Origin of the sequence: Streptococcus agalactiae ATCC 13813, from assembly GCF_000186445.1 — a bacterium.
Taxonomy (GTDB): domain Bacteria; phylum Bacillota; class Bacilli; order Lactobacillales; family Streptococcaceae; genus Streptococcus; species Streptococcus agalactiae.
On sequence record NZ_GL636070.1, the window covers coordinates 1,396,198 to 1,416,419 of the forward strand.

Sequence of the window (20,222 nt, forward strand, 5' to 3'; positions counted from 1 at the left end):
CTTTCATAACATATCATAGATTTGAAAAAGCTCAACTAAGAAAGACTTAGTTGAACTTTTTTTAAATTAAATGACTCTCACGTTTTTCAAACATTTCTTTAGCTAACATAACTAACTTTTCAATCAAATCACTATAAGTTAGCCCCATATTTTCCCAAAGCAGAGGATACATTGACCACTGAGTAAAACCGGGCATTGTATTCAGTTCGTTTAAGAAGATTTGTCCATCTTTCGTCAAAAAGAAATCACAGCGTGATAAACCACAAGCCCCGATTGCTTTAAAAGCTTTACTTGCATATTGACGCATTGCTTCCATAGTTGCTTCATCAACTTTAGCTGGAATATCCATAGTAATTTTATTATCAATATATTTGGCGTCATAGTCATAGAAATCGACGTCTTTAACGACTTCGCCAGGAAAAGTTGTCTTAACATCATTATTGCCTAAAATACCTACTTCAATTTCACGAGCTGTCACGCCTTGTTCAATCAAAATACGGCTATCATACTTGAGAGCTAAGTCAATTGCAGAGCGAAGTGAGGATTCATCTGTCGCTTTTGAAATACCTACTGATGACCCCATATTAGCCGGTTTTACAAAAATTGGGAAACTTAAAGTTTCTAAAGAGAGTTTAATCGCATGTTCCAAATTATCACCCTCAAAATAAGTTTGATATGCAACCTGAGGTACACCTACTGTTGCAAGGACTTGTTTTGTTGTAATTTTATCCATAGCCACGCTTGAAGATAGAATATTAGTCCCAACATAAGGCATCCTTAAAACTTCTAAAAATCCTTGGATAGAACCATCTTCCCCCATTGGTCCATGTAAAACGGGGAAAACAATTGCATCATCATCATAGATATCACTTGGACGAACCATTTTGTCTAAATCAACAGTTTGGTTTGTCATTAACTTTTCATCTGAAGATGGCATTTCATCAAATTCTTGTGTTTTAATAAATTGACCTACTTGCGTGATAAAATAAGTTTTAACAAAAAATTTATCATAATTAATAGCACGCATGACGCTTTCTGCAGACAGTACAGATACTTCACGTTCCGCAGAGCGACCACCGTAAAGCAAGATCAATGTTTCTTTTGACATATTTCTTCTCTTTTCTATCTAATCTAAGATTGACCTTTTAATAATACCATATTTTAACTTAACTTTCAAAAATCAATCCACTTAAAGTTAGTATTGTAAAAGAAAAAGTTAGGAGATTCCCAACCTTTTCTTTATAACAATTATAACTCTGTACGATTTTCGATTGCTCGAAGCAAGGTTACTTCATCTGCATATTCGATATCTGAACCAACAGCTAAACCTCTCGCTAATCGTGTCACTTTGATACCAGCTGGTTTTAAGACTCGTGAAATATACATTGATGTAGCTTCACCATCAGCAGTCGCATTGGTAGCAACAATAACTTCTGTCACCTGACCATCCATCAATCGAGTAATTAAACTTTTCAAATTAATGTCATCAGGGCTAATACCATTCATAGGTGAAATTAAGCCATGTAAGACATGATACAAACCATTATACTCTTGAATTTTTTCCATAGCTGACACATCTTTGCTATCTTCAACAACCAAGATAACAGACTGGTCACGCGTCTTATCTGTACAAATTAAGCAAGGATCATCATCAGTCAAATTACCACAAACAGAACAATAGGTTAATTCCCGCTTAGCAGCTAATAAATTCTTAGCAAATTCATTAACATCTTCATCACTCATACCAATAGTGTAAAAAGCTAAACGTGTTGCTGTTTTAGTACCTATACCCGGTAATTTTGAAAAGCTGTCAATCAATTTAGCAATTGGTGTTGGGTAAAGCATTCAAATGTCCTCTCTTATTGTCCTGTGAACTGTGAAATATATTGATCAATCATATCTCGTGCAACTAATTGATGGGATTTTGTTGTATCAGTTGTAACATGCGGATACATTACCGCTACTGCTATTTTACGATTAGTATCGTAGGCAATAGCGTTTAAGTTGTAGGTAGAAACTGTTTGTCCATTTACATTTTTAGCAAATGTTTCAGCGGTACCAGTTTTACCACTAATGGTTGTCACATTCCCCCTCATTGACGTACCAGTTGCATAGCCACTTCCACTATTGACAACGTTATAAAAACCTTCTTGGATAATGGCTAACTCTTGATCTGAGATAGCTATCTTATTTAGTGTTTTAGGAGTGATTGAACGAACCAATTGAGCGAACTTATTAGAATCATTCTCTTCATAGATATCTGAAACCACGTGAGGTGCTAAACGATTCCCGTTATTCGCAATAGTTGAGATGTACTGACCAAGTTGCATTGGTGTATAGGCATCATACTGACCAAATGATTCCATTAGAGTTGTTCCTAAGCTGTATTTTCCAGGTACATAACCTTCTGATTCAGGTAAATCTAATCCTGTAGAAACCCCTAAACCATATTCGCCGTAAGTTTTCCTTAGTTTAGCCATTGCTTCTTGATAGCCTCGATCAGTTAAAGCATCTCCTGTATTATAGTCTTGTCCCATTAAACGAAGTGCTACTTGAACCATATAAGTATTAGATGAATACTCTAGCGCTTGTGCCGCAGATATTGGAGTCAAACCTCGTGTAAACCATGACCGTATATTAGCAATTTCTTGGTCATAAAGCACTTCATTTCCTCTAAGAACTTTATTTTCCCATCCTGATGATAGCGTCGCACCTTTCACAACAGAGCCTGGCGTGAAATTCTTAGCAATAGTGCCTAGGCTGTCATCAACTAAATTCCCATGATCATTTTTCAGACCAGCCATTGCTAACACTTTACCAGTTGAAGGTTCTATAGCAACTGCATACATCCCTTCGGAAAAACTAGCGCGTCCACTAGATAATTCACTGCCATAGTATTGTTTCAAGATACTTTCTACTTTGTTTTGGTAATTAAGATCAATCGTTAATTTAAGATTTCTTCCTGACTTACCTTCTTGCGTAATATTATCTGAAACAACTTTACCTTTTTTATTAACAACTACTTTGCGAATTTGTCTGATTCCTTGTAAGTCATCTTCATATTGTTTTTCAAGGTAAGAAGTTCCCACTCGGTCATTCAGTGAATAACCTTTTTTCAAATATTTTTTAACTTCTTCTCTTGGTAAACCTGCCTTTTCTGTAGAAATAGTACCTAATATATCCGATAAAGAAGTTCCTTTTTTACGACGATGCCAATTACTTGTTACAGAAATTCCTAACAGTTCCTTCTTATCAGCATCCAGTTTCTTGATTTGATCATCACTTAATTCACCTGTACTTAATTTCACTGAACCAAACGTTGGTGTCGCATTCATTTGGTTAAATAAGGCAACCACTTTTAACTCATCTTCAGAATAGTTAATAGCGCTCACTGGAACTGCAGCAACTGCATTTGCATATACGGTTGATTCGGCTAGATGGTTACCAAATTTATCGTAACGTTTAGAATCTGGTAAACTTTCAACAACTTTTTTGTAGTTGGCTTTATCTGCTAAATAATAATCTCTCTTTGCTCTATCGCTTGAAGCAACTTCGGTTAAGGTAATGTAATGTGATAATTTATTCGCTAACTCTTTGATAGACTGAGATGAAATATTGTTTCCTCTAGAAAACGCCACAGTAGGACGTTCATCATTTTCAACTAAGGCAACTCCCTTAGCATCAAAAATCTGACCTCTCGCTTTTGATTCTTTCACTGTATAACTCGTAAGAGCTGTCAGTTTCTTCATGTAAAATGATTGTTGCCCAATCTGCATTTGCTCTAAACGAAGGATTAGAACAGTAAATAATAAAACAATAATAAAAAATAGAAGATTTAACCGTCTAGGTATGCTAGCATTTTGCTTTTTTACAGTGAGACGATACCTTTTTTTACGATTCAACATTAACTCCTTGCTATAAAAACTCTGACTACTATTGTATCATAAAAATGGTTTTTTACAGACACTCAAAATGTTATAAATAATAAAAAATTCAAGCCAACTTGGCCTGAATTTTTTATATAAAGATAAGATTATTTACCTAAGTAATATTCTGAAACAAGGTTTAATTTTTCATCAAATTCGAAAACAAGTGGTGGGAAGTTAGGAATTTCAACGTCCATGATTTCATCATCTGACAATTGTTTGATATGTTTTACAAGAGCACGGATTGAGTTACCGTGTGCACCAACAAACACATTTTTACCATCTTTAAGAGCAGGAGCAATTTTATCTTCCCAGAAAGGAAGAGCACGCTCTAAAGTAATTTTTAGGTTTTCTGCATCTGGAATAACAGAATCATCTAGTGAAGCATAGCGACGATCAGTATGTGCTGAATGTTCATCATCTTTAGCCATATCTGGAGGCAATACATCATATGAACGACGCCAAATATGAACTTGCTCATCACCAAATTGTTCAGCTGCTTCTGCTTTATTTTTTCCTGTCAATCCACCGTAATGACGTTCGTTCAAGCGCCATGATTTTTCAACTGGTACCCAAAGTTGATCAGCTGCTTCAAGGGCAAGGTTAGTTGTTTTGATAGCACGTTTAAGAACTGATGTAAAAGCAAGGTCGAACTCAATACCTGCTGCTTGAATTAATTTCCCAGCATCAATAGCTTGTTGTGTACCTTTTTCTGAAAGATCTACGTCAGCCCATCCAGTGAAAAGGTTAGCTTTATTCCACTCAGATTCACCGTGGCGTGCGAATACTAATTTTACCATTAGAAAATTTCTCCTTTAATTTTGGCTATACCAATATTTACTTTAACTATTCTACAAAAAATAGCCATAAAAATCTAGTCTGATTACTAGTTCAATAATCAAAAATAGCTTATTATTAACTATCTATAAGAAAAGGCATATCACCTAGAGTGCTATGCCTTTAGATATCATGTGATTTATTTAACAAAATCTAATAAGGCAAGGAAGCTTTCTGCTTCAAGTGAAGCTCCACCTACAAGGGCACCGTCAACGTCTGGGCAAGCCATGTATTCTGCAACGTTTTCGGGTTTAACTGAACCACCGTATTGAACACGAACTTTGTCAGCAACTGCTTGACCGAAGTCTGCTGCAACAACGTCACGAACTGCTTTACACATGTTTTGTGCGTCGTCTTGAGTTGCTGATTTACCAGTACCAATAGCCCAGATTGGTTCGTAAGCGATAACAAGTGATGATACTTGCTCTTCTGACAAACCTGCAAGAGCTGCTGAAACTTGAGCACCTACGAATTCAACCGCTTTACCAGCTTCGTAAGTTTCAAGAGACTCACCGCAACAAATGATTGGAGTCAAACCATTAGCAAAGATAGCTTTTGCTTTTTTGTTGATATCTTGGTCAGTTTCATGAAAATAATCACGACGTTCTGAGTGACCGATAACAACGTAGTCTGTACCCATTTCAGCCAATACTTTAGGGCTGTTTTCACCAGTGAATGCACCTGAATTCTCAAAATAGCTATTTTGAGCAGCGATTTTCAATTCTGAACCTTTAGCTGCTTCAAGAACTGTTGATAAAGTAAGCGCTGGAGCAGCAATCCCTGCTTCAACAAGTTCTGATGATGGTAATTTAGAAGCTACTGCTTCGATGAATGCTTTTGCTTCTTCTGGATTTTTATTCATTTTCCAGTTACCAGCGATAAATGGTTTACGTGACATTACACATACCTCTTCTTTTTTTATTTACTAATCTATCATACCATAAATTATAGTTAATTAAAAGTTTCACGAGTTTAGTAAAACGCTTTAATTATAGATACTAAAAAAAGAGTCCCTGAGGACTCTTCACAATTTGAGCTGTCTGACTCTAACTGCCGTTTGGGAACTTAATTAAGTTAAATTAAGCTTCAATTTCTGAAACGATACCTGAACCAACAGTACGTCCACCTTCACGGATTGAGAAAGTAGTACCTTGTTCTACGGCGATTGGGTGAATCAATTCAACTTCGATAGTAACGTTATCACCAGGCATAACCATTTCTGTTCCTGCTGGAAGTTCGATTGAACCTGTTACGTCAGTTGTACGGAAGTAGAATTGTGGACGGTAGTTGTTGAAGAATGGAGTATGACGTCCACCTTCTTCTTTAGAAAGGATGTAAACTTCACCTTTAAATTTAGTGTGTGGGTTGATTGAACCTGGTTTAGCAAGAACTTGACCACGTTCGATTTCATCACGTTGAACACCACGAAGAAGAACACCAACGTTGTCCCCTGCAAGACCTTCGTCAAGTTGTTTACGGAACATTTCAACACCAGTAACAACTGCTTTTTGGATATCTTCTTTAATACCAACGATTTCAACTTCGTCGTTGACACGAACAGTACCACGGTCGATACGTCCTGAAGCAACTGTACCACGTCCAGTGATTGAGAATACATCTTCGACTGGAAGAAGTAAAGGTTTGTCAGTATCACGTTCTGGTTCTGGAATGTACTCATCAACAGTGCTCATCAATTCCATGATGATGTCTTCGTATTTTTCATCGCCTTCAAGTGCTTTAAGAGCTGAACCTTGGATAACTGGAAGGTCATCACCTGGGAAGTCGTATTCTGAAAGAAGGTCACGAATTTCCATTTCAACCAATTCAAGCAATTCTTCATCATCAACAAGGTCAACTTTGTTCATGAATACGATAAGGTGTTTAACACCAACTTGACGTGAAAGAAGGATGTGCTCACGAGTTTGTGGCATTGGTCCATCAGTTGAAGCAACTACAAGGATAGCTCCGTCCATTTGAGCAGCACCAGTGATCATGTTTTTAACGTAGTCCGCGTGTCCTGGAGCGTCGATGTGGGCATAGTGACGTTTTTCAGTTTCGTACTCAACGTGTGCAGTGTTGATTGTGATTCCGCGTTCGCGCTCTTCTGGAGCAGCATCGATAGAAGCGTAATCTTTTGGTTGGTTAACTGAAGTAGGCAAGCGACGTGCCAATACAGTTGTGATAGCTGCTGTTAAAGTAGTTTTACCGTGGTCAACGTGTCCGATTGTACCAATGTTAACGTGTGGTTTACTACGATCGTATTTTTCTTTTGCCATTTTAGGAAAAGCCTCCAATAAAATATATTTTATAGATAGACGGTAGGCAATACAGTCTAACTTTACTTATCTATTTTAACAAAATCCTCTAAAAAAGCAAGTATTTTATGCTTTTTTGCTTATTTCTTTATTTCCTTAAAATTCGGGTAAGATTGATTGAGGCGTTTGTTATCTCTTATATGTATTTTTTAGTAGTTATCATATAATCATATTGTTAAATACATCCTAATTTATAGTATTAGAATATTAATAGACACTTCTTTTCTTCAAATATCTTCTCTCTATTAATTAGAGTTTAAATTTCAAAAAATACAAAAATCGAGATAAAAATCTCGATTTTTGTTTGGATGATTATTTAAAGGCATCAAGGTTGATTATTTTTTCATTTTTTTCTTGTGGCTTATATTGCTCTTCTGCTTCTTTCATTATGAGTTCCTTTTTCTCGTTAGCATCAATATTAAGCACGAATCCGATAGCTACAGAAAGTACCAAGAGGCTGTTCCCTCCTTGGGATAAGAAAGGAAATGTCACTCCAGTTGAGGGGATTAACCCAGAAATACCACCAATGTTAACAAAAACTTGCATCAATAGCATTGCTCCAATACCAAGAGCGATCATTGAGTTGAAAGGATCTTTAGCCTTTATACCTACGTGCATAATACGTAAAATTAAGAAGAAAACCAAAGCTAAAATAAACCCTGCACCAATAACTCCTAATTCCTCAATAACAATTGAAAAGACAAAGTCTGTTGTTGCTTCTGGTAAGTACCCTAATTTTTCAATAGAATTCCCAAGTCCTCGACCAAACCAGCCACCGTTGCTCATTGCATAATACGAATTAGCCAACTGGTGTCCTGAATCTGTTAAATCTTTAAATGGGTCAAAAAAAGCATTAAATCGCTTAGCTACATAACCAAAGACAGGGACTTTAGCCATTGTCTCAACTCCAACAACTGCAATAGTTCCGATAAATAAAGTTGACCCCACAACGATTAGACCAAGTAAAGCTGAAAACCATCGATAACCAATACCACTAATACAGTACATAATAATGACCGTTAGAACAATTATCGAACCATTTCCTAAATCAGGTTGTGCAATTACCAAACCAATCATAAATAAAGAATAAAATCGCCAATCTTTTAGGTCGCTTAGTGATCTCGGAAGCCATCTCCCTTTTGTCAAAGCTTGATAATCATATATTTCTATCTTTTTTTGCCTTCGAGCAAAAGTAAACGCTAAATACCATACGATGATAACTTTTAAATATTCAGCAGGTTGAAAACTAATAGGACCAATAACAATCCAACCATGTGCTCCATTAACTTCTTGTGTGAAAAAGCGTGCTATTAGTAGTAAAAATACTTCTACCAATACTGCCATAGTCAACACTTTAGAATTTTTCAAAAAATTTAGTTTCAGTTTATAGATAAAGATAATTGCAACCAAACTGACTGCCCAAAAGACACCCTGGTTGATTACTGAACGAAAAGGGTTAGCTCCAAGCTGAATTAGAGTTGCACTAGTTGTCGAATAAATTACAATTAAGCCTAGAATAGACAATATCAAATAGGGAATGAGGATGGAATAATTCAGAAGATGCCTTTTATCAATTTTCATATTGTATTATTTCCTTTAATATATCAAAAAATTACCATTATGCATTATATCATCTTTCAAAGTAAAGTAAAAGGAAGAATAGCAATTATCCTCCCTCTATTAATATTAACCTGAATTTCGTAAACCTGTTGCAATACCATTAATAGTAATATGAATCAACTTCTCATAGTCTTCATCTAGTTGGTTACTACGAAGACGTTTAATCAATTCAATTTGAACATAATTCAAAACATTGAAATATGGCAAACGATAATCTAAACTTGCATGTAACATTGGGTTTTCTTCTAATAAATTATCATGCTGTTCAATAGCTAAAATCATATCTTTAGTTAACTGCCATTCATTAAGGATGATATTAAAAACATCTCGAACTTCTTTACTTCCAGCTAACTGAGCATACTGAAGCGCAATATTCATATTTGATTTTGATAAAACCATATCTACATTAGATAAAAGAGAATTAAAGAATGGCCATTTTTGATACATGGTTTGTAATTTTGCTAAGTTTGCCTCATCTTGTTCAATAAAGTGCTTGAAGGCTGACCCAACACCATACCAACCCGGAAACATAATACGATTTTGTGACCATGAAAATACCCATGGAATTGCACGTAAACCTGAAATTTCTGTAATTGTTTTACGTGCTGCTGGCCGAGAACCAATATTTAAACTTGATACCTCTTTAATTGGACTTGCTTCAAAGAAATAGTCATAGAAATAAGGATTATCAAAAACTAAATTTCTATAAACGGCATTACTTTCAGCCACAATACCATCCATTGTCTCACGGAAATTATCAATTTCATTAGGGTTAGTAATCATACGTGTTACCATGCGGTCTATGGAAGCTGAAATAAGCATTTCAAGGTTATAATAGGCTGCATCTTGATTACCATATTTATTCTCAATGATTTCACCTTGCTCTGTTAGGCGAATTCGATCTTTGATTGAACCAAAAGGTTGTGATGTGATAGCTTCATAAGATGGACCACCTCCACGACCAACAGTTCCACCACGACCGTGGAAAAATGTGATTTTAATACCGTTTTCTTCACCTATTTTTGTTAGCTCATTTTGAGCTTTATATAGAGTCCAACCAGATGATAAATAGCCACCATCTTTATTACTATCTGAATAACCTAGCATTATTTCTTGATAATTGTTGTTAGTAGCAATCCATTTTTTAACTAATTCATAATGTAGATACTGGGTCATAATATCACGTGAATTATCCAAATCTTCGATGGTTTCAAATAACGGTACAATCTGAATACGAGCTTGATTGGCATCAATTAGTCCAACTTCTTTTAACATGATAGCTAACTCAAACATATCCGAAACGCTCTCTGTGTGAGAAATGATATGCTGTTTTATAATGTCTTCACCCAATTGATCTTTTAACTCACGTGCTGTTTGGAAAATAGCCAATTCTTTTTGAAGTAACTCGGATTTAGGAGCATGCGTAGAAGATAATGTTCTAGGATCTTCTGTTAATTCTTTTAAGAGAAGTTGACATTTTTCTTCTTCTGAAAGAGAACTGTAATCATCTACAATATTGGCAGACTTCAATAATTCTGCTACACAAGCTTCATTAATACTAGAATCTTGACGCATATCAATAGTAGCTAAATAAAATCCAAAGATATCTACTGCTTGAATAAGACAAGCTAATTCGCCATCGACAAGAGAATCTTGTCCATATTGAACTAAAGATTGCTTCACAAGTAACAAATCTTGTTTAAACTCCTCAGCAGTAGCGTATGCTGGTAGTTCTTCTGTCTGTATGTCAGAAGCAACTTGAGCGATATGTGATTTTATATACCTTCCTACAATATCAGAAGATTCTTGACGACTAACAAATTTCTCTTTTGGGGAAGAACCAACTTTTAAATTTAGTAGGGTTTGTACTAGTTTATCTTGGATAAAATTGAAAGCTTTACGGTAAGGTTCATTTTCCCTATATACCGAATTATCTTGTGACTGGTTTGCCAATGTAACAAGTTCGGGAGAGACTTCAGTTAGACTTATTGAAAGTGACATATTACGATAAAGCTCATTTAGCTGCTCAATATAATGGTTAATAATCACTTCACTTTGTACCATAGCTGATAATCTTAGTGTCTCAGCAGTTACAAAGGGATTGCCATCTCTATCACCACCAATCCACATCCCCATAGTCAGAGGCTTAGGATTCTCCAAGTGAATACCTTTTTTAGCTGCCAGTGCCTTATATTCTGCTGTTAATTTGGTAACTGCTTTAATAAAAGAACGGTTGTAATATTCCATTACATTGGTTATCTCATTTTTGACTTTCAATTTTTTCTCGCGAATAGTGTCTGTTTGCATGATAATGCCGATGTAACGACGCAAGTCAGCATACCATTTTTCTTGATTCACGATTCCTGCCTTGACATCTCTGTATTTACGTAATAAATCATGAATCTTAGACGTTAATTCGAGCACCGTTTTACGCTGCACCTGAGTAGGATGAGCTGTTAGCACAGGCACAACATTGACATGTTCAAGAATATCTTTAGCATTTTCATGGCCAGCTACAACATCAATAGTCGTTGATAACTTTCCTAGGTAATCTTGGTTAAGATTATTTTTATAATTAATTTCATACGCTAAATCAACGTCTTCTGAAATATTAATTAAGAGCGGCAAAATAGAGAAGTAACGAGAAACAATAACCATCTCCTCGTTGCTTAAAGCCGAAATAGTTTCCTTCAGACCAGTATAATCGTCAGTTGATGATAATGAAACTATTTTTTCAATCTTGTCAAATGATTCACTACCAATCAATTTTTGCGTTGCTTCATCCAAAAGCTGCTTCAGTAAACCGACCTCTTCGGTAATGATTTCTTTATTGCTACTACTTTCTAATTTCGGGTGGGACAAACCATCACTTCCTCTCTTAAATCTCACTACTATGATACCATTTTAAAGTAAAAAGTAAACCATTCTAGGATTTTTAGATAGAATTTTCAGATTTTTACTTATTTATGACAGTAATCAGTTTTTCTTGTTCGACTTTTTTGATATACTGAGGATAATTGAGATTAACTGATTAATTGTTAATTAACAACTATTATTAAAGGAGTATCGCATGGAACTTAAAAAACGCTCTGAATTCCCTGAAAATGAACTTTGGGATCTGACTGCTCTCTACAAAGATCGTCAAGATTTTTTACTGGCTATTGAAAAAGCTCTTGAGGATATCAAGGTTTTCAAAAAAAATTACGAGGGAAAACTTAATTGTGTTGAGGATTTTACTAGTGCCCTTATGGAAATCGAGCATATTTATATCCAGATGAGTCACATTGATACCTATGCTTTTATGCCTCAAACTACTGACTTTAGCAACGAAGAGTTTGCACAAATTTCTCAAGCAGGATCAGACTTCGCAACTAAAGCTAATGTACTACTTTCTTTCTTTAATACTGCCCTAGCAAATGCAGATATAAAGATTTTAGATTCTTTAGAAAATAACCCTCATTTCAAAGCAACTATTCGCCAAGCTAAAATTCAAAAGCAACACTTATTAAGTCCAGAAGTCGAAAAAGCTTTGACAAACTTAAATGAAGTCCTAAATACACCATATGATATTTATACTAAAATGCGTGCTGGCGATTTTGATATGGAAGATTTTGAAGTTGACGGAAAAACCTACAAAAATAGTTTTGTAACTTATGAAAATTACTTTCAAAATCACGAAAATGCAGAGATACGTGAAAAATCCTTCCGTTCATTCTCGAAAGGTCTACGTCAGCACCAAAATGCTGCAGCTGCGGCTTATCTTGCAAAAGTCAAATCTGAAAAGTTAATTGCTGATATGCGTGGTTACGATAGTGTTTTTGATTATCTTCTTTCCGAACAAGAAGTTGACCGTTCAATGTTTGACAGACAAATTGATCTTATCATGGATGAATTTGGTCCAGTAGCTCAACGATTCCTCAAACATATCGCCGATGTTAATGGTATTGAAAAGATGACTTTTGCAGATTGGAAATTAGACATTGATAACGAACTTAATCCCGAAGTAAGTATCAATGATGCCTATGACTTAGTAATGAAATCAGTTGCTCCTTTAGGAAAAGAATATTCCCAAGAGGTTGAGCGCTATCAAAAAGAGCGTTGGGTTGATTTTGCAGCTAACGCTAATAAAGATTCTGGAGGATATGCTGCGGATCCTTACAAAGTTCATCCCTATGTACTCATGAGCTGGACGGGGCGTATGAGCGATGTCTACACTCTTATTCATGAGATTGGACATTCTGGTCAATTTATCTTCTCAGATAATCACCAAAGTTTTTTCAATACTCACATGTCCACTTACTATGTTGAAGCTCCATCTACTTTTAACGAACTTTTACTTAGTGACTACTTAGAAAACCAATTTGATACAGCACGTCAAAAACGCTTTGCTCTTGCACATCGCTTAACTGATACTTACTTCCACAATTTCATTACTCACTTACTTGAAGCTGCTTTCCAACGTAAAGTTTACACTCTAATTGAGGAGGGAGGAACTTTTGGAGCAGAACAATTAAATACTATTATGAAGGAAGTATTAACACAATTCTGGGGAGATGCTATTGAAATAGATGACGATGCCGCTTTGACATGGATGAGACAAGCTCATTACTACATGGGGCTCTATAGCTATACTTACTCTGCTGGATTAGTAATCTCGACAGCCGGCTATCTCAATCTCAAAAATAATCCAAACGGAGCAAAAGAGTGGTTAGCATTCTTGAAATCTGGTGGGAGCCGTACCCCTTTAGAAACAGCTCTATTAATCGGTGCTGATATTTCTACTGATAAGCCTCTGCGCGATACTATTAATTTCTTATCTAACACTGTAGACCAAATTATTAATTACAGTAATCTTATTGAGCAAGGCTAAACTACAGCCTTTCAAAAAACATAAAAACAAGTTGGAGATATCTCCAACTTGTTTTTATCTTATTTTTTGTAAACTTCCTGATAAAATTCAATTTTGTCATTCTTTTTAACTTTAATTTGGTTTGCTGCCTTAGGAGCTAATTTATTATTGACCTTGAACATCCAATAAAGCCCTTTGGTTTCATCTTGGCTGATGCCATCAATTGAAGTAATGAAACCATCTTTTTCTTTAACTTTATAGTTAGCTTTAAGCACATCCAAAATAGTATCACCTTTATGGTAAACAACCTTTTCACTTAACACGTTCGTATCTTCTTTAACCACCAATTCAACCTTACCAACTTCTAACGTTGAGCTAGTTGTTGTCTTATTCGATGTAGATGGTTGCCCGCAAGCTACTAAAGTTGTAGCGAATACTGTTAGCAAGAATAATTTAATGTATTTTTTCATTCCTAAATCTCCTTAAAATCGGTAACAAAAGAGGATAAAATAAACAAGTTGATAAAGCGTGTGCCATATTAAAACTAAGTCCTGCTAATACATAAGTCCACCAAGGCATATGATATAACCAAGCAAAACAGGTATCAATAATGACGCCATAAACAACCCCTAACCCTCCTGCAAAGAAAGTTTGAAGTACTACCTCCGTTATTTTACCAAAACATACAGCTTTTGTCAGCGGATATATCAGAAATTTCCACAAGCATAAAATTAAAGTGAAGGAAATGATTTGCAAAAAGACCCATGGCCCAAAGCCCATTAAAAAAGAAGAAACTAGCATTGTTATAGTTACAGTAGCTACACCTTCTTTTAAATCGAATAAGACAACTGTAATCAAAAAAATGGCAGTAATTGGCTGAATGTTAGGCAGAGGCGCAAAAGCATATCTCAACACAACACACAAAGCAGATAATATAGCGACTCTAGTCAATTTAGTTAAAGTTGAATTCTTTATCATGTCTTTAATTATACCTCAAAACTATGACTACCGCTTAAAAGTCTTTTTTATTACAATTTCATTTCTAATGTTACATAAACGACCTCTTTTTTTAAAAGAACGTAAATAAGCCTGTAAACTTTGATTTTTTAAACCTTTTAAGTTACAATATCAATAATGAGAAGAAGAATTAAACCTATTGTTGTTGCGGTTTTTTTCAGTTTATTTGGACTTTTATTAATTATTGGTCATTTACATTCGACAAATACTTTGAAAAAAGAATTAGTTGAAGCTAAAAAGACAATTCCATCCGTAAAAGCTTCAAAAGTACCGCAAAAATCAACATCATCGAAAGATAAAGAGTTTGTTCTTAAACCGATTATCGATGTCTCTGGTTGGCAACTTCCTAAGGAGATTGATTACGATACGCTTTCAAAAAATATTTCAGGTGTTGTTATTCGTGTCTTTGGTGGATCAAAGATATCTAAGACTAATAACGCTGCTTATACAACTGGAATCGATAAATCGTTTAAGACCCATATCAAAGAATTTCAAAAGCGAAATATCCCGGTAGCTGTCTACAGTTATGCACTTGGTTCAAGTGTTAAAGAAATGAAAGAAGAGGCTCAAATATTTTATAAGAATGCAGCTCCTTACAAACCAACTTTTTATTGGATTGACGTAGAAGAGGAGACAATGTCTAACATGAATAAAGGTGTCCAAGCATTCCGAAAAGAATTAAAAAGACTTGGTGCTAAAAATGTTGGTATCTACATCGGTACTTACTTTATGACTGAGCAAGGTATCTCTGTAAAAGGATTTGACGCTGTTTGGATTCCAACTTATGGTAGCGATTCTGGATACTATGAAGCAGCTCCGCAAACTGAACTTAAATACGATTTACACCAATACACCTCTCAAGGTTATCTACCAGGATTCAATCAACCGCTTGATTTAAATCAAATTGCAGTTAATAAAGACAAGAAGAAAACTTATGAGAAACTTTTTGGAAAAGTAAAAGATTAAAAGCTACTGTTAACAGTAGCTTTTTTGATAAACTATTTATTATTTAATTCTTCAATAGAAAGGATTTTTGCGGTTGGTTTTTTCCTAAGCGTAGTAACGATTGTATCTGCCACTATCACAACCTTAGTTGGAAAGACCTTTTGTACAACAATACCTAAGAAAGGCAAATGACTAAATAACTTTATACACTTGGCTTGGAAAATCGAGAGAGGTCGCTCTTCACCATACATCAAACCTGGCCTTACAAAAAGATAATCCAGACCGCTTGCTTTGATTATCTGCTCTGCCTTCCTTTTACTTCTAATGTAAGCTGAATAGCCGCTGTTGGCTGAAATGTAAACTAACTTTGGTATTTGATTTTTGTGACAGAGTGCTACTGCTTTTTGGGTTGCTTTAACGTTAAGCTCATCTAGTTGATTGGGCTTAATCGCTCCAATACAGTCAATTAATATATCAAAAGTTCTGTCTTCTAAATGAATCTTATCAGCTTCTGTAATATCTCCCTTAATGTAGGTTAATCTAGGATCCTTAAATATATCACCTTTACCTTCATGTCTTGATAAGTAAGCCACCTTATGCCCTTTTGTAAGCGCTGCTTTTATTATCTGCTTTCCTAAAAAACCACTACCACCTGCAATCAGTATTTCCATAGTTCCCTCTCCTTCATTTTGTAAATTTAGTATAGAAATTTTTATATGCCTTGTCAAAGTAATCGTTTAATACCTGACCAGGATATGATTTCAAGTCATTACATTAGGACACTTCATATTTAGCTATTTATAAAACTTCTAATTTAACATTCCAAATAGTACTGTTGCGATATTTATTATCATTATTCCCTGAAATGGTATTCAAGCTTATTTCTAAGACTCAGTAGAAATTTACTATAATCATCTTTAAATGTTATAATAAATATGAAACAAACTTATTAGTTAAGGGTCATTATGAGTAAAAAGAATAAAATCAAAAAAACTTTAGTTGATCAAATTTTAGATAAAGCAAAAATCGAACATGATAGTCTACAATTGGATGCTTTACAGGGAGATTTACCCAACGGTATTCAAAAACAAGATATCTTTAAGACATTAGCGCTAATCGGTGATAAAACTGGTCCCATAATAGGTATCTTACCTCTCACCGAGCATTTATCCGAAAAAAAGTTAGCTAAAATTTCAGGAAACAAAAAGGTACAAATGATACTTCAAAAAGATCTCCAGAAAATAACAGGTTATATTCACGGAGCAAATAATCCAATTGGAATTCGCCAAAAACATAATTACCCTATTTTTATCGATACTATCGCTTTAGAAAAACAAGAACTCATTGTCTCTGCAGGAGAAATTGGACGTTCTATTCGTATTAATAGTGAGGTTCTTGCAGATTTCGTAAATGCTAAATTTGCCGATATAAAGGAATAATAATTAGGATTGGAGAAAAATATGAAATTTTATCTTGTTAGACACGGAAAAACACAATGGAATTTAGAGGGGCGTTTCCAAGGTGCTAACGGAGACTCACCTCTCCTTGAAGAAGCTATTGAAGAATTAGAAGAACTTGGACAATACCTATCATCTATTCATTTTGATGCTGTTTATTCTAGCGACTTAGGTCGTGCTAGAGATACTGTTAATATCCTCAATGATGCTAATTCATGCCCAAAAGAAATCCACTATACTCCTCAGCTTCGTGAATGGGCATTGGGAACTTTAGAGGGTTGTAAAATTGCAACTATGCAAGCTATCTATCCTCGTCAAATGACTGCATTTTATCAAAATCCCTTACAATTTAAACATGACATGTTCGGTGCAGAATCTCTTTATCAGACAACGCATCGTGTAGAGAGTTTCTTACGTTCTCTAGCTTCAAAAAATTACGACAAGGTCCTTATTGTAGGACATGGAGCAAACCTAACTGCGTCTATTCGTTCCTTACTGGGTTATCAATATGGTAGTTTACACTACAAAGATAAACTTGATAATGCCAGCCTCACAATCATAGAAACTCATGATTTTAAAGACTTCAACTGTCTGACTTGGAACGATAAATCTTATTTAAGGCAAGAGGTCAAAATGACACACTAAAATAATCCACTAGATGAATCTAGTGGATTATTTAATTATCTAGCATACTTCATGCGTAATACTTTTTCTTGTTTTGCAGTTAGGCGCAGTAAAATAACAACTTTGTCAACGCTCATATTACTCTCAAGCAGACGCTCTGCTGCCATCATTAAACCATTATTAAGTCCCATTTCAAGGACTGGATTACTTTTATCGTTGATATCAAAAATAAATTTATTATCAGGTAAGTCAAACAACACTTTAACAGCACCGAATAATTGCTCAAAGTTATCAATAGCAACATCATAAACTGGTTTAATTCCCGGTTTTAAAGAACGTCCTCTATGGTTGAACCACATAGAATGCCAACCACCATTAAATGCACCCATAATATCATTATCATATGAATCACCCACATAAAGTGTAGTTGAAGGGTTCATATCAAATTGCTCTGCTGCTAAATTAAAAATCTCCTTTTCAGGCTTTTGAAAACCAGTTGCTTGACTAACTATAACACGTTTTGGATCAACATAGTCATAAAGTCCCAATTTTTTAACTTTTTTCAATTGATGTTCCGTAGGACCATTTGTAATAATTCCCATTGGTACATTTTTTGATTTCAAAAAGTCAAGTGTCATACGCATCTCATCAAGCATTGTAATATTTTCAAGTTCATGTTCGTATATTTCTTGAAAATAAATACCAGTAGCTTCGTCAATTTCACGATAACCAAACTCTAAAAGCGTTTCTTTGCATCGCCAGAAACGAAAATATTCTGTTGTCCATTCACCAGCCATTACTCGTGGAAAGCCAATATCTGAATAATGACGAAATCGAATATAAGCTTGGTTAATAGCGCTCATATCAAAATCAGGAAAGCATTTCTCCACAGCAATACGGTAAGGTGCTTGTTGATCGTAAATCGTATCATCAACATCAAAAACAATTGAAGTAATCATGATTATCCTTTTCTTTCTGAATTTTCAATTGTTAATTATACCTTTTTCTACCCTTATTTTCAAATGGTGAAAAGTCTATTAAAAATGAGAATAACACCAGAAACTCATAAAATAAATTATGAATTATCAGTGTTTTTGTGGTACAATAGGATGAATACTAACTTGGAGGAAATTATGTCTAACCAACATATTGAAGAATTAAATGACCAACAAATTGTTCGTCGTGAAAAAATGGCTGCTTTGACTGAACAAGGCATTGACCCTTTTGGTAAACGATTTGAACGTACAGCAACATCTGGTCAATTAAATGAAAAATACGCTGACAAATCAAAAGAATACTTGCACGACATTGAAGAAACTGCTACAATCGCTGGTCGTTTAATGACTAAGCGCGGTAAGGGGAAAGTTGGCTTTGCGCATATCCAAGATCGCGAAGGTCAAATTCAAATTTATGTCCGTAAAGATTCTGTTGGCGAAGAAAACTACGAAATCTTTAAAAAAGCTGATTTAGGTGACTTCCTTGGTGTTGAAGGGCAAGTAATGCGTACAGATATGGGAGAACTTTCTATCAAGGCTACTCATATTACTCACCTTTCAAAAGCACTCCGTCCACTTCCTGAAAAATTCCACGGCCTAACTGATATTGAAACAATCTATCGTAAACGTCATCTTGATTTAATCTCAAATCGTGACAGCTTTGACCGTTTTGTAACACGCTCAAAAATCATTTCAGAAATTCGTCGCTTTATGGATAGCAATGGTTTCTTAGAGGTTGAAACACCTGTTCTTCATAATGAAGCTGGTGGTGCTTCTGCTCGCCCATTTATCACACATCACAATGCACAAGACATTGACATGGTTCTTCGTATCGCAACTGAATTGCATCTAAAACGTCTTATTGTAGGTGGTATGGAGCGTGTTTATGAAATCGGACGTATTTTCCGTAATGAAGGGATGGATGCAACCCACAATCCAGAGTTCACATCTATTGAAGCCTACCAAGCCTATGCTGACTACCAGGATATTATGGACTTGACAGAAGGTATTATCCAGCATGTTACAAAAACTGTAAAAGGTGATGGACCAATCAATTATCAAGGCACAGAAATTAAAATTAATGAACCATTCAAACGTGTTCATATGGTTGATGCGGTTAAAGAAATCACTGGTATTGACTTCTGGAAAGAAATGACTCTTGAAGAAGCACAAGCTTTGGCACAAGAAAAAAATGTTCCTCTTGAAAAACATTTCACAACAGTTGGTCACATCATTAACGCCTTCTTCGAAGAATTCGTTGAAGACACTTTAATTCAACCAACTTTTGTCTTTGGTCATCCAGTCGAAGTGTCTCCACTTGCTAAGAAAAATGATACAGACCCTCGTTTTACAGACCGTTTCGAACTCTTTATCATGACTAAAGAATATGCTAATGCTTTTACAGAATTAAATGACCCAATTGATCAGCTATCTCGCTTTGAAGCACAAGCATCTGCTAAAGAACTTGGCGATGATGAAGCAACTGGAGTTGATTACGATTATGTTGAAGCACTTGAATATGGTATGCCACCTACTGGTGGACTAGGTATTGGTATCGACCGTCTCTGTATGCTGTTAACTGACACAACAACTATCCGAGACGTCCTACTTTTCCCTACAATGAAATAAGAATATAT

17 protein-coding genes are annotated in these 20,222 nt (G+C 35.3%); 5 read left to right on the plus strand and 12 right to left on the minus strand.

Annotated features, from left to right (window positions below):
* Positions 1–61: 61 nt before the first annotated feature.
* From HMPREF9171_RS106645 to ppc, 8 genes are all read right to left on the minus strand, one after another.
* Positions 62–1,108: a D-alanine--D-alanine ligase gene (locus tag HMPREF9171_RS106645; RefSeq protein WP_000032507.1), complete on the minus strand. Its 1,047-nt coding sequence runs from the start codon at positions 1,106–1,108 to the stop codon at positions 62–64.
* A 140-nt stretch (positions 1,109–1,248) separates the two neighbouring features.
* Complete coding sequence (gene recR / locus HMPREF9171_RS106640) at positions 1,249–1,845, minus strand: recombination mediator RecR (RefSeq protein WP_000966735.1); 597 nt, start codon at positions 1,843–1,845, stop codon at positions 1,249–1,251.
* A 14-nt stretch (positions 1,846–1,859) separates the two neighbouring features.
* Positions 1,860–3,905: a penicillin-binding protein PBP2B gene (pbp2b, locus tag HMPREF9171_RS106635; protein WP_000934659.1), complete on the minus strand. Its 2,046-nt coding sequence runs from the start codon at positions 3,903–3,905 to the stop codon at positions 1,860–1,862.
* Positions 3,906–4,033: 128 nt separating this feature from the next.
* Entirely contained in the window at positions 4,034–4,726 is a 693-nt protein-coding gene (locus HMPREF9171_RS106630; RefSeq protein WP_000240134.1) for a phosphoglycerate mutase, read from the minus strand.
* 176 nt (positions 4,727–4,902) lie between these two features.
* Positions 4,903–5,661, minus strand: coding sequence for a triose-phosphate isomerase (gene tpiA, locus HMPREF9171_RS106625; RefSeq protein WP_000087883.1), 759 nt, complete (start codon positions 5,659–5,661; stop codon positions 4,903–4,905).
* A 181-nt stretch (positions 5,662–5,842) separates the two neighbouring features.
* Positions 5,843–7,039 carry an elongation factor Tu gene (tuf, locus tag HMPREF9171_RS106620; protein ID WP_001040730.1) on the minus strand — a complete coding sequence of 399 codons (1,197 nt, stop codon included), beginning with the start codon at positions 7,037–7,039 and terminating at the stop codon, positions 5,843–5,845.
* A gap of 351 nt (positions 7,040–7,390) precedes the next feature.
* On the minus strand, positions 7,391–8,659 hold the full coding sequence (ftsW, locus tag HMPREF9171_RS106615; protein WP_000687014.1) for a cell division peptidoglycan polymerase FtsW: 1,269 nt from the start codon (positions 8,657–8,659) through the stop codon (positions 7,391–7,393).
* A gap of 105 nt (positions 8,660–8,764) precedes the next feature.
* Positions 8,765–11,560 (minus strand): phosphoenolpyruvate carboxylase, encoded by a 2,796-nt coding sequence (gene ppc, locus HMPREF9171_RS106610; protein WP_000019268.1) that lies wholly within the window; start codon positions 11,558–11,560, stop codon positions 8,765–8,767.
* A 208-nt stretch (positions 11,561–11,768) separates the two neighbouring features.
* On the opposite strand from ppc, the gene pepF reads away from it, so the two are divergent.
* Complete coding sequence (gene pepF / locus HMPREF9171_RS106605; protein WP_000421050.1) at positions 11,769–13,568, plus strand: oligoendopeptidase F; 1,800 nt, start codon at positions 11,769–11,771, stop codon at positions 13,566–13,568.
* A gap of 59 nt (positions 13,569–13,627) precedes the next feature.
* Here the strand turns inward: pepF and HMPREF9171_RS106600 are convergent, their stop codons facing one another.
* Together HMPREF9171_RS106600 and HMPREF9171_RS106595 are read right to left on the minus strand one after the other, a co-directional pair.
* The gene (locus tag HMPREF9171_RS106600; protein ID WP_000759941.1) at positions 13,628–14,017 is read right to left on the minus strand and encodes a DUF4430 domain-containing protein; all 390 of its coding nucleotides are present in this window, start codon (positions 14,015–14,017) and stop codon (positions 13,628–13,630) included.
* The gene (locus HMPREF9171_RS106595) at positions 14,001–14,525 is read right to left on the minus strand and encodes an ECF transporter S component (protein ID WP_000594806.1); all 525 of its coding nucleotides are present in this window, start codon (positions 14,523–14,525) and stop codon (positions 14,001–14,003) included. The genes HMPREF9171_RS106600 and HMPREF9171_RS106595 overlap by 17 nt, the downstream gene beginning before the upstream one ends.
* Before the next feature lie 156 nt (positions 14,526–14,681).
* Here HMPREF9171_RS106595 and HMPREF9171_RS106590 point away from each other — a divergent pair, with 156 nt between their 5' ends.
* On the plus strand, positions 14,682–15,530 hold the full coding sequence (locus tag HMPREF9171_RS106590; RefSeq protein ID WP_001254338.1) for a glycoside hydrolase family 25 protein: 849 nt from the start codon (positions 14,682–14,684) through the stop codon (positions 15,528–15,530).
* Positions 15,531–15,562: 32 nt separating this feature from the next.
* On the opposite strand, the gene HMPREF9171_RS106585 is transcribed toward HMPREF9171_RS106590, so the two are convergent.
* Positions 15,563–16,180 carry an SDR family oxidoreductase gene (locus tag HMPREF9171_RS106585; RefSeq protein WP_000404300.1) on the minus strand — a complete coding sequence of 206 codons (618 nt, stop codon included), beginning with the start codon at positions 16,178–16,180 and terminating at the stop codon, positions 15,563–15,565.
* Between the two features lie 294 nt (positions 16,181–16,474).
* Here HMPREF9171_RS106585 and HMPREF9171_RS106580 point away from each other — a divergent pair, with 294 nt between their 5' ends.
* A complete protein-coding gene (locus HMPREF9171_RS106580; RefSeq protein WP_000038842.1) occupies positions 16,475–16,948 on the plus strand; it encodes an aminoacyl-tRNA deacylase in 474 nt (157 codons plus the stop codon).
* 21 nt (positions 16,949–16,969) lie between these two features.
* On the plus strand, positions 16,970–17,611 hold the full coding sequence (locus tag HMPREF9171_RS106575; RefSeq protein ID WP_000675284.1) for a histidine phosphatase family protein: 642 nt from the start codon (positions 16,970–16,972) through the stop codon (positions 17,609–17,611).
* A 35-nt stretch (positions 17,612–17,646) separates the two neighbouring features.
* Here the strand turns inward: HMPREF9171_RS106575 and HMPREF9171_RS106570 are convergent, their stop codons facing one another.
* On the minus strand, positions 17,647–18,549 hold the full coding sequence (locus HMPREF9171_RS106570) for an HAD family hydrolase (RefSeq protein WP_000633102.1): 903 nt from the start codon (positions 18,547–18,549) through the stop codon (positions 17,647–17,649).
* Positions 18,550–18,723: 174 nt separating this feature from the next.
* On the opposite strand from HMPREF9171_RS106570, the gene lysS reads away from it, so the two are divergent.
* Positions 18,724–20,214 carry a lysine--tRNA ligase gene (lysS, locus tag HMPREF9171_RS106565; protein WP_000070710.1) on the plus strand — a complete coding sequence of 497 codons (1,491 nt, stop codon included), beginning with the start codon at positions 18,724–18,726 and terminating at the stop codon, positions 20,212–20,214.
* Positions 20,215–20,222: the final 8 nt, after the last annotated feature.

Bases quoted from the DNA above. Each gene is read 5' to 3' on its own strand.
- tuf (WP_001040730.1), bottom strand. From the start codon at position 7,039: ATGGCAAAAGAAAAATACGATCGTAGTAAACCACACGTTAACATTGGT.
- HMPREF9171_RS106600 (WP_000759941.1), bottom strand. From the start codon at position 14,017: ATGAAAAAATACATTAAATTATTCTTGCTAACAGTATTCGCTACAACT.
- HMPREF9171_RS106595 (WP_000594806.1), bottom strand. From the start codon at position 14,525: ATGATAAAGAATTCAACTTTAACTAAATTGACTAGAGTCGCTATATTA.
- HMPREF9171_RS106570 (WP_000633102.1), bottom strand. From the start codon at position 18,549: ATGATTACTTCAATTGTTTTTGATGTTGATGATACGATTTACGATCAA.
- tpiA (WP_000087883.1), bottom strand. From the start codon at position 5,661: ATGTCACGTAAACCATTTATCGCTGGTAACTGGAAAATGAATAAAAAT.
- HMPREF9171_RS106575 (WP_000675284.1), top strand. From the start codon at position 16,970: ATGAAATTTTATCTTGTTAGACACGGAAAAACACAATGGAATTTAGAG.
- HMPREF9171_RS106645 (WP_000032507.1), bottom strand. From the start codon at position 1,108: ATGTCAAAAGAAACATTGATCTTGCTTTACGGTGGTCGCTCTGCGGAA.
- recR (WP_000966735.1), bottom strand. From the start codon at position 1,845: ATGCTTTACCCAACACCAATTGCTAAATTGATTGACAGCTTTTCAAAA.
- ftsW (WP_000687014.1), bottom strand. From the start codon at position 8,659: ATGAAAATTGATAAAAGGCATCTTCTGAATTATTCCATCCTCATTCCC.
- pbp2b (WP_000934659.1), bottom strand. From the start codon at position 3,905: ATGTTGAATCGTAAAAAAAGGTATCGTCTCACTGTAAAAAAGCAAAAT.
- lysS (WP_000070710.1), top strand. From the start codon at position 18,724: ATGTCTAACCAACATATTGAAGAATTAAATGACCAACAAATTGTTCGT.
- pepF (WP_000421050.1), top strand. From the start codon at position 11,769: ATGGAACTTAAAAAACGCTCTGAATTCCCTGAAAATGAACTTTGGGAT.
- HMPREF9171_RS106590 (WP_001254338.1), top strand. From the start codon at position 14,682: ATGAGAAGAAGAATTAAACCTATTGTTGTTGCGGTTTTTTTCAGTTTA.
- HMPREF9171_RS106630 (WP_000240134.1), bottom strand. From the start codon at position 4,726: ATGGTAAAATTAGTATTCGCACGCCACGGTGAATCTGAGTGGAATAAA.
- HMPREF9171_RS106585 (WP_000404300.1), bottom strand. From the start codon at position 16,180: ATGGAAATACTGATTGCAGGTGGTAGTGGTTTTTTAGGAAAGCAGATA.
- HMPREF9171_RS106580 (WP_000038842.1), top strand. From the start codon at position 16,475: ATGAGTAAAAAGAATAAAATCAAAAAAACTTTAGTTGATCAAATTTTA.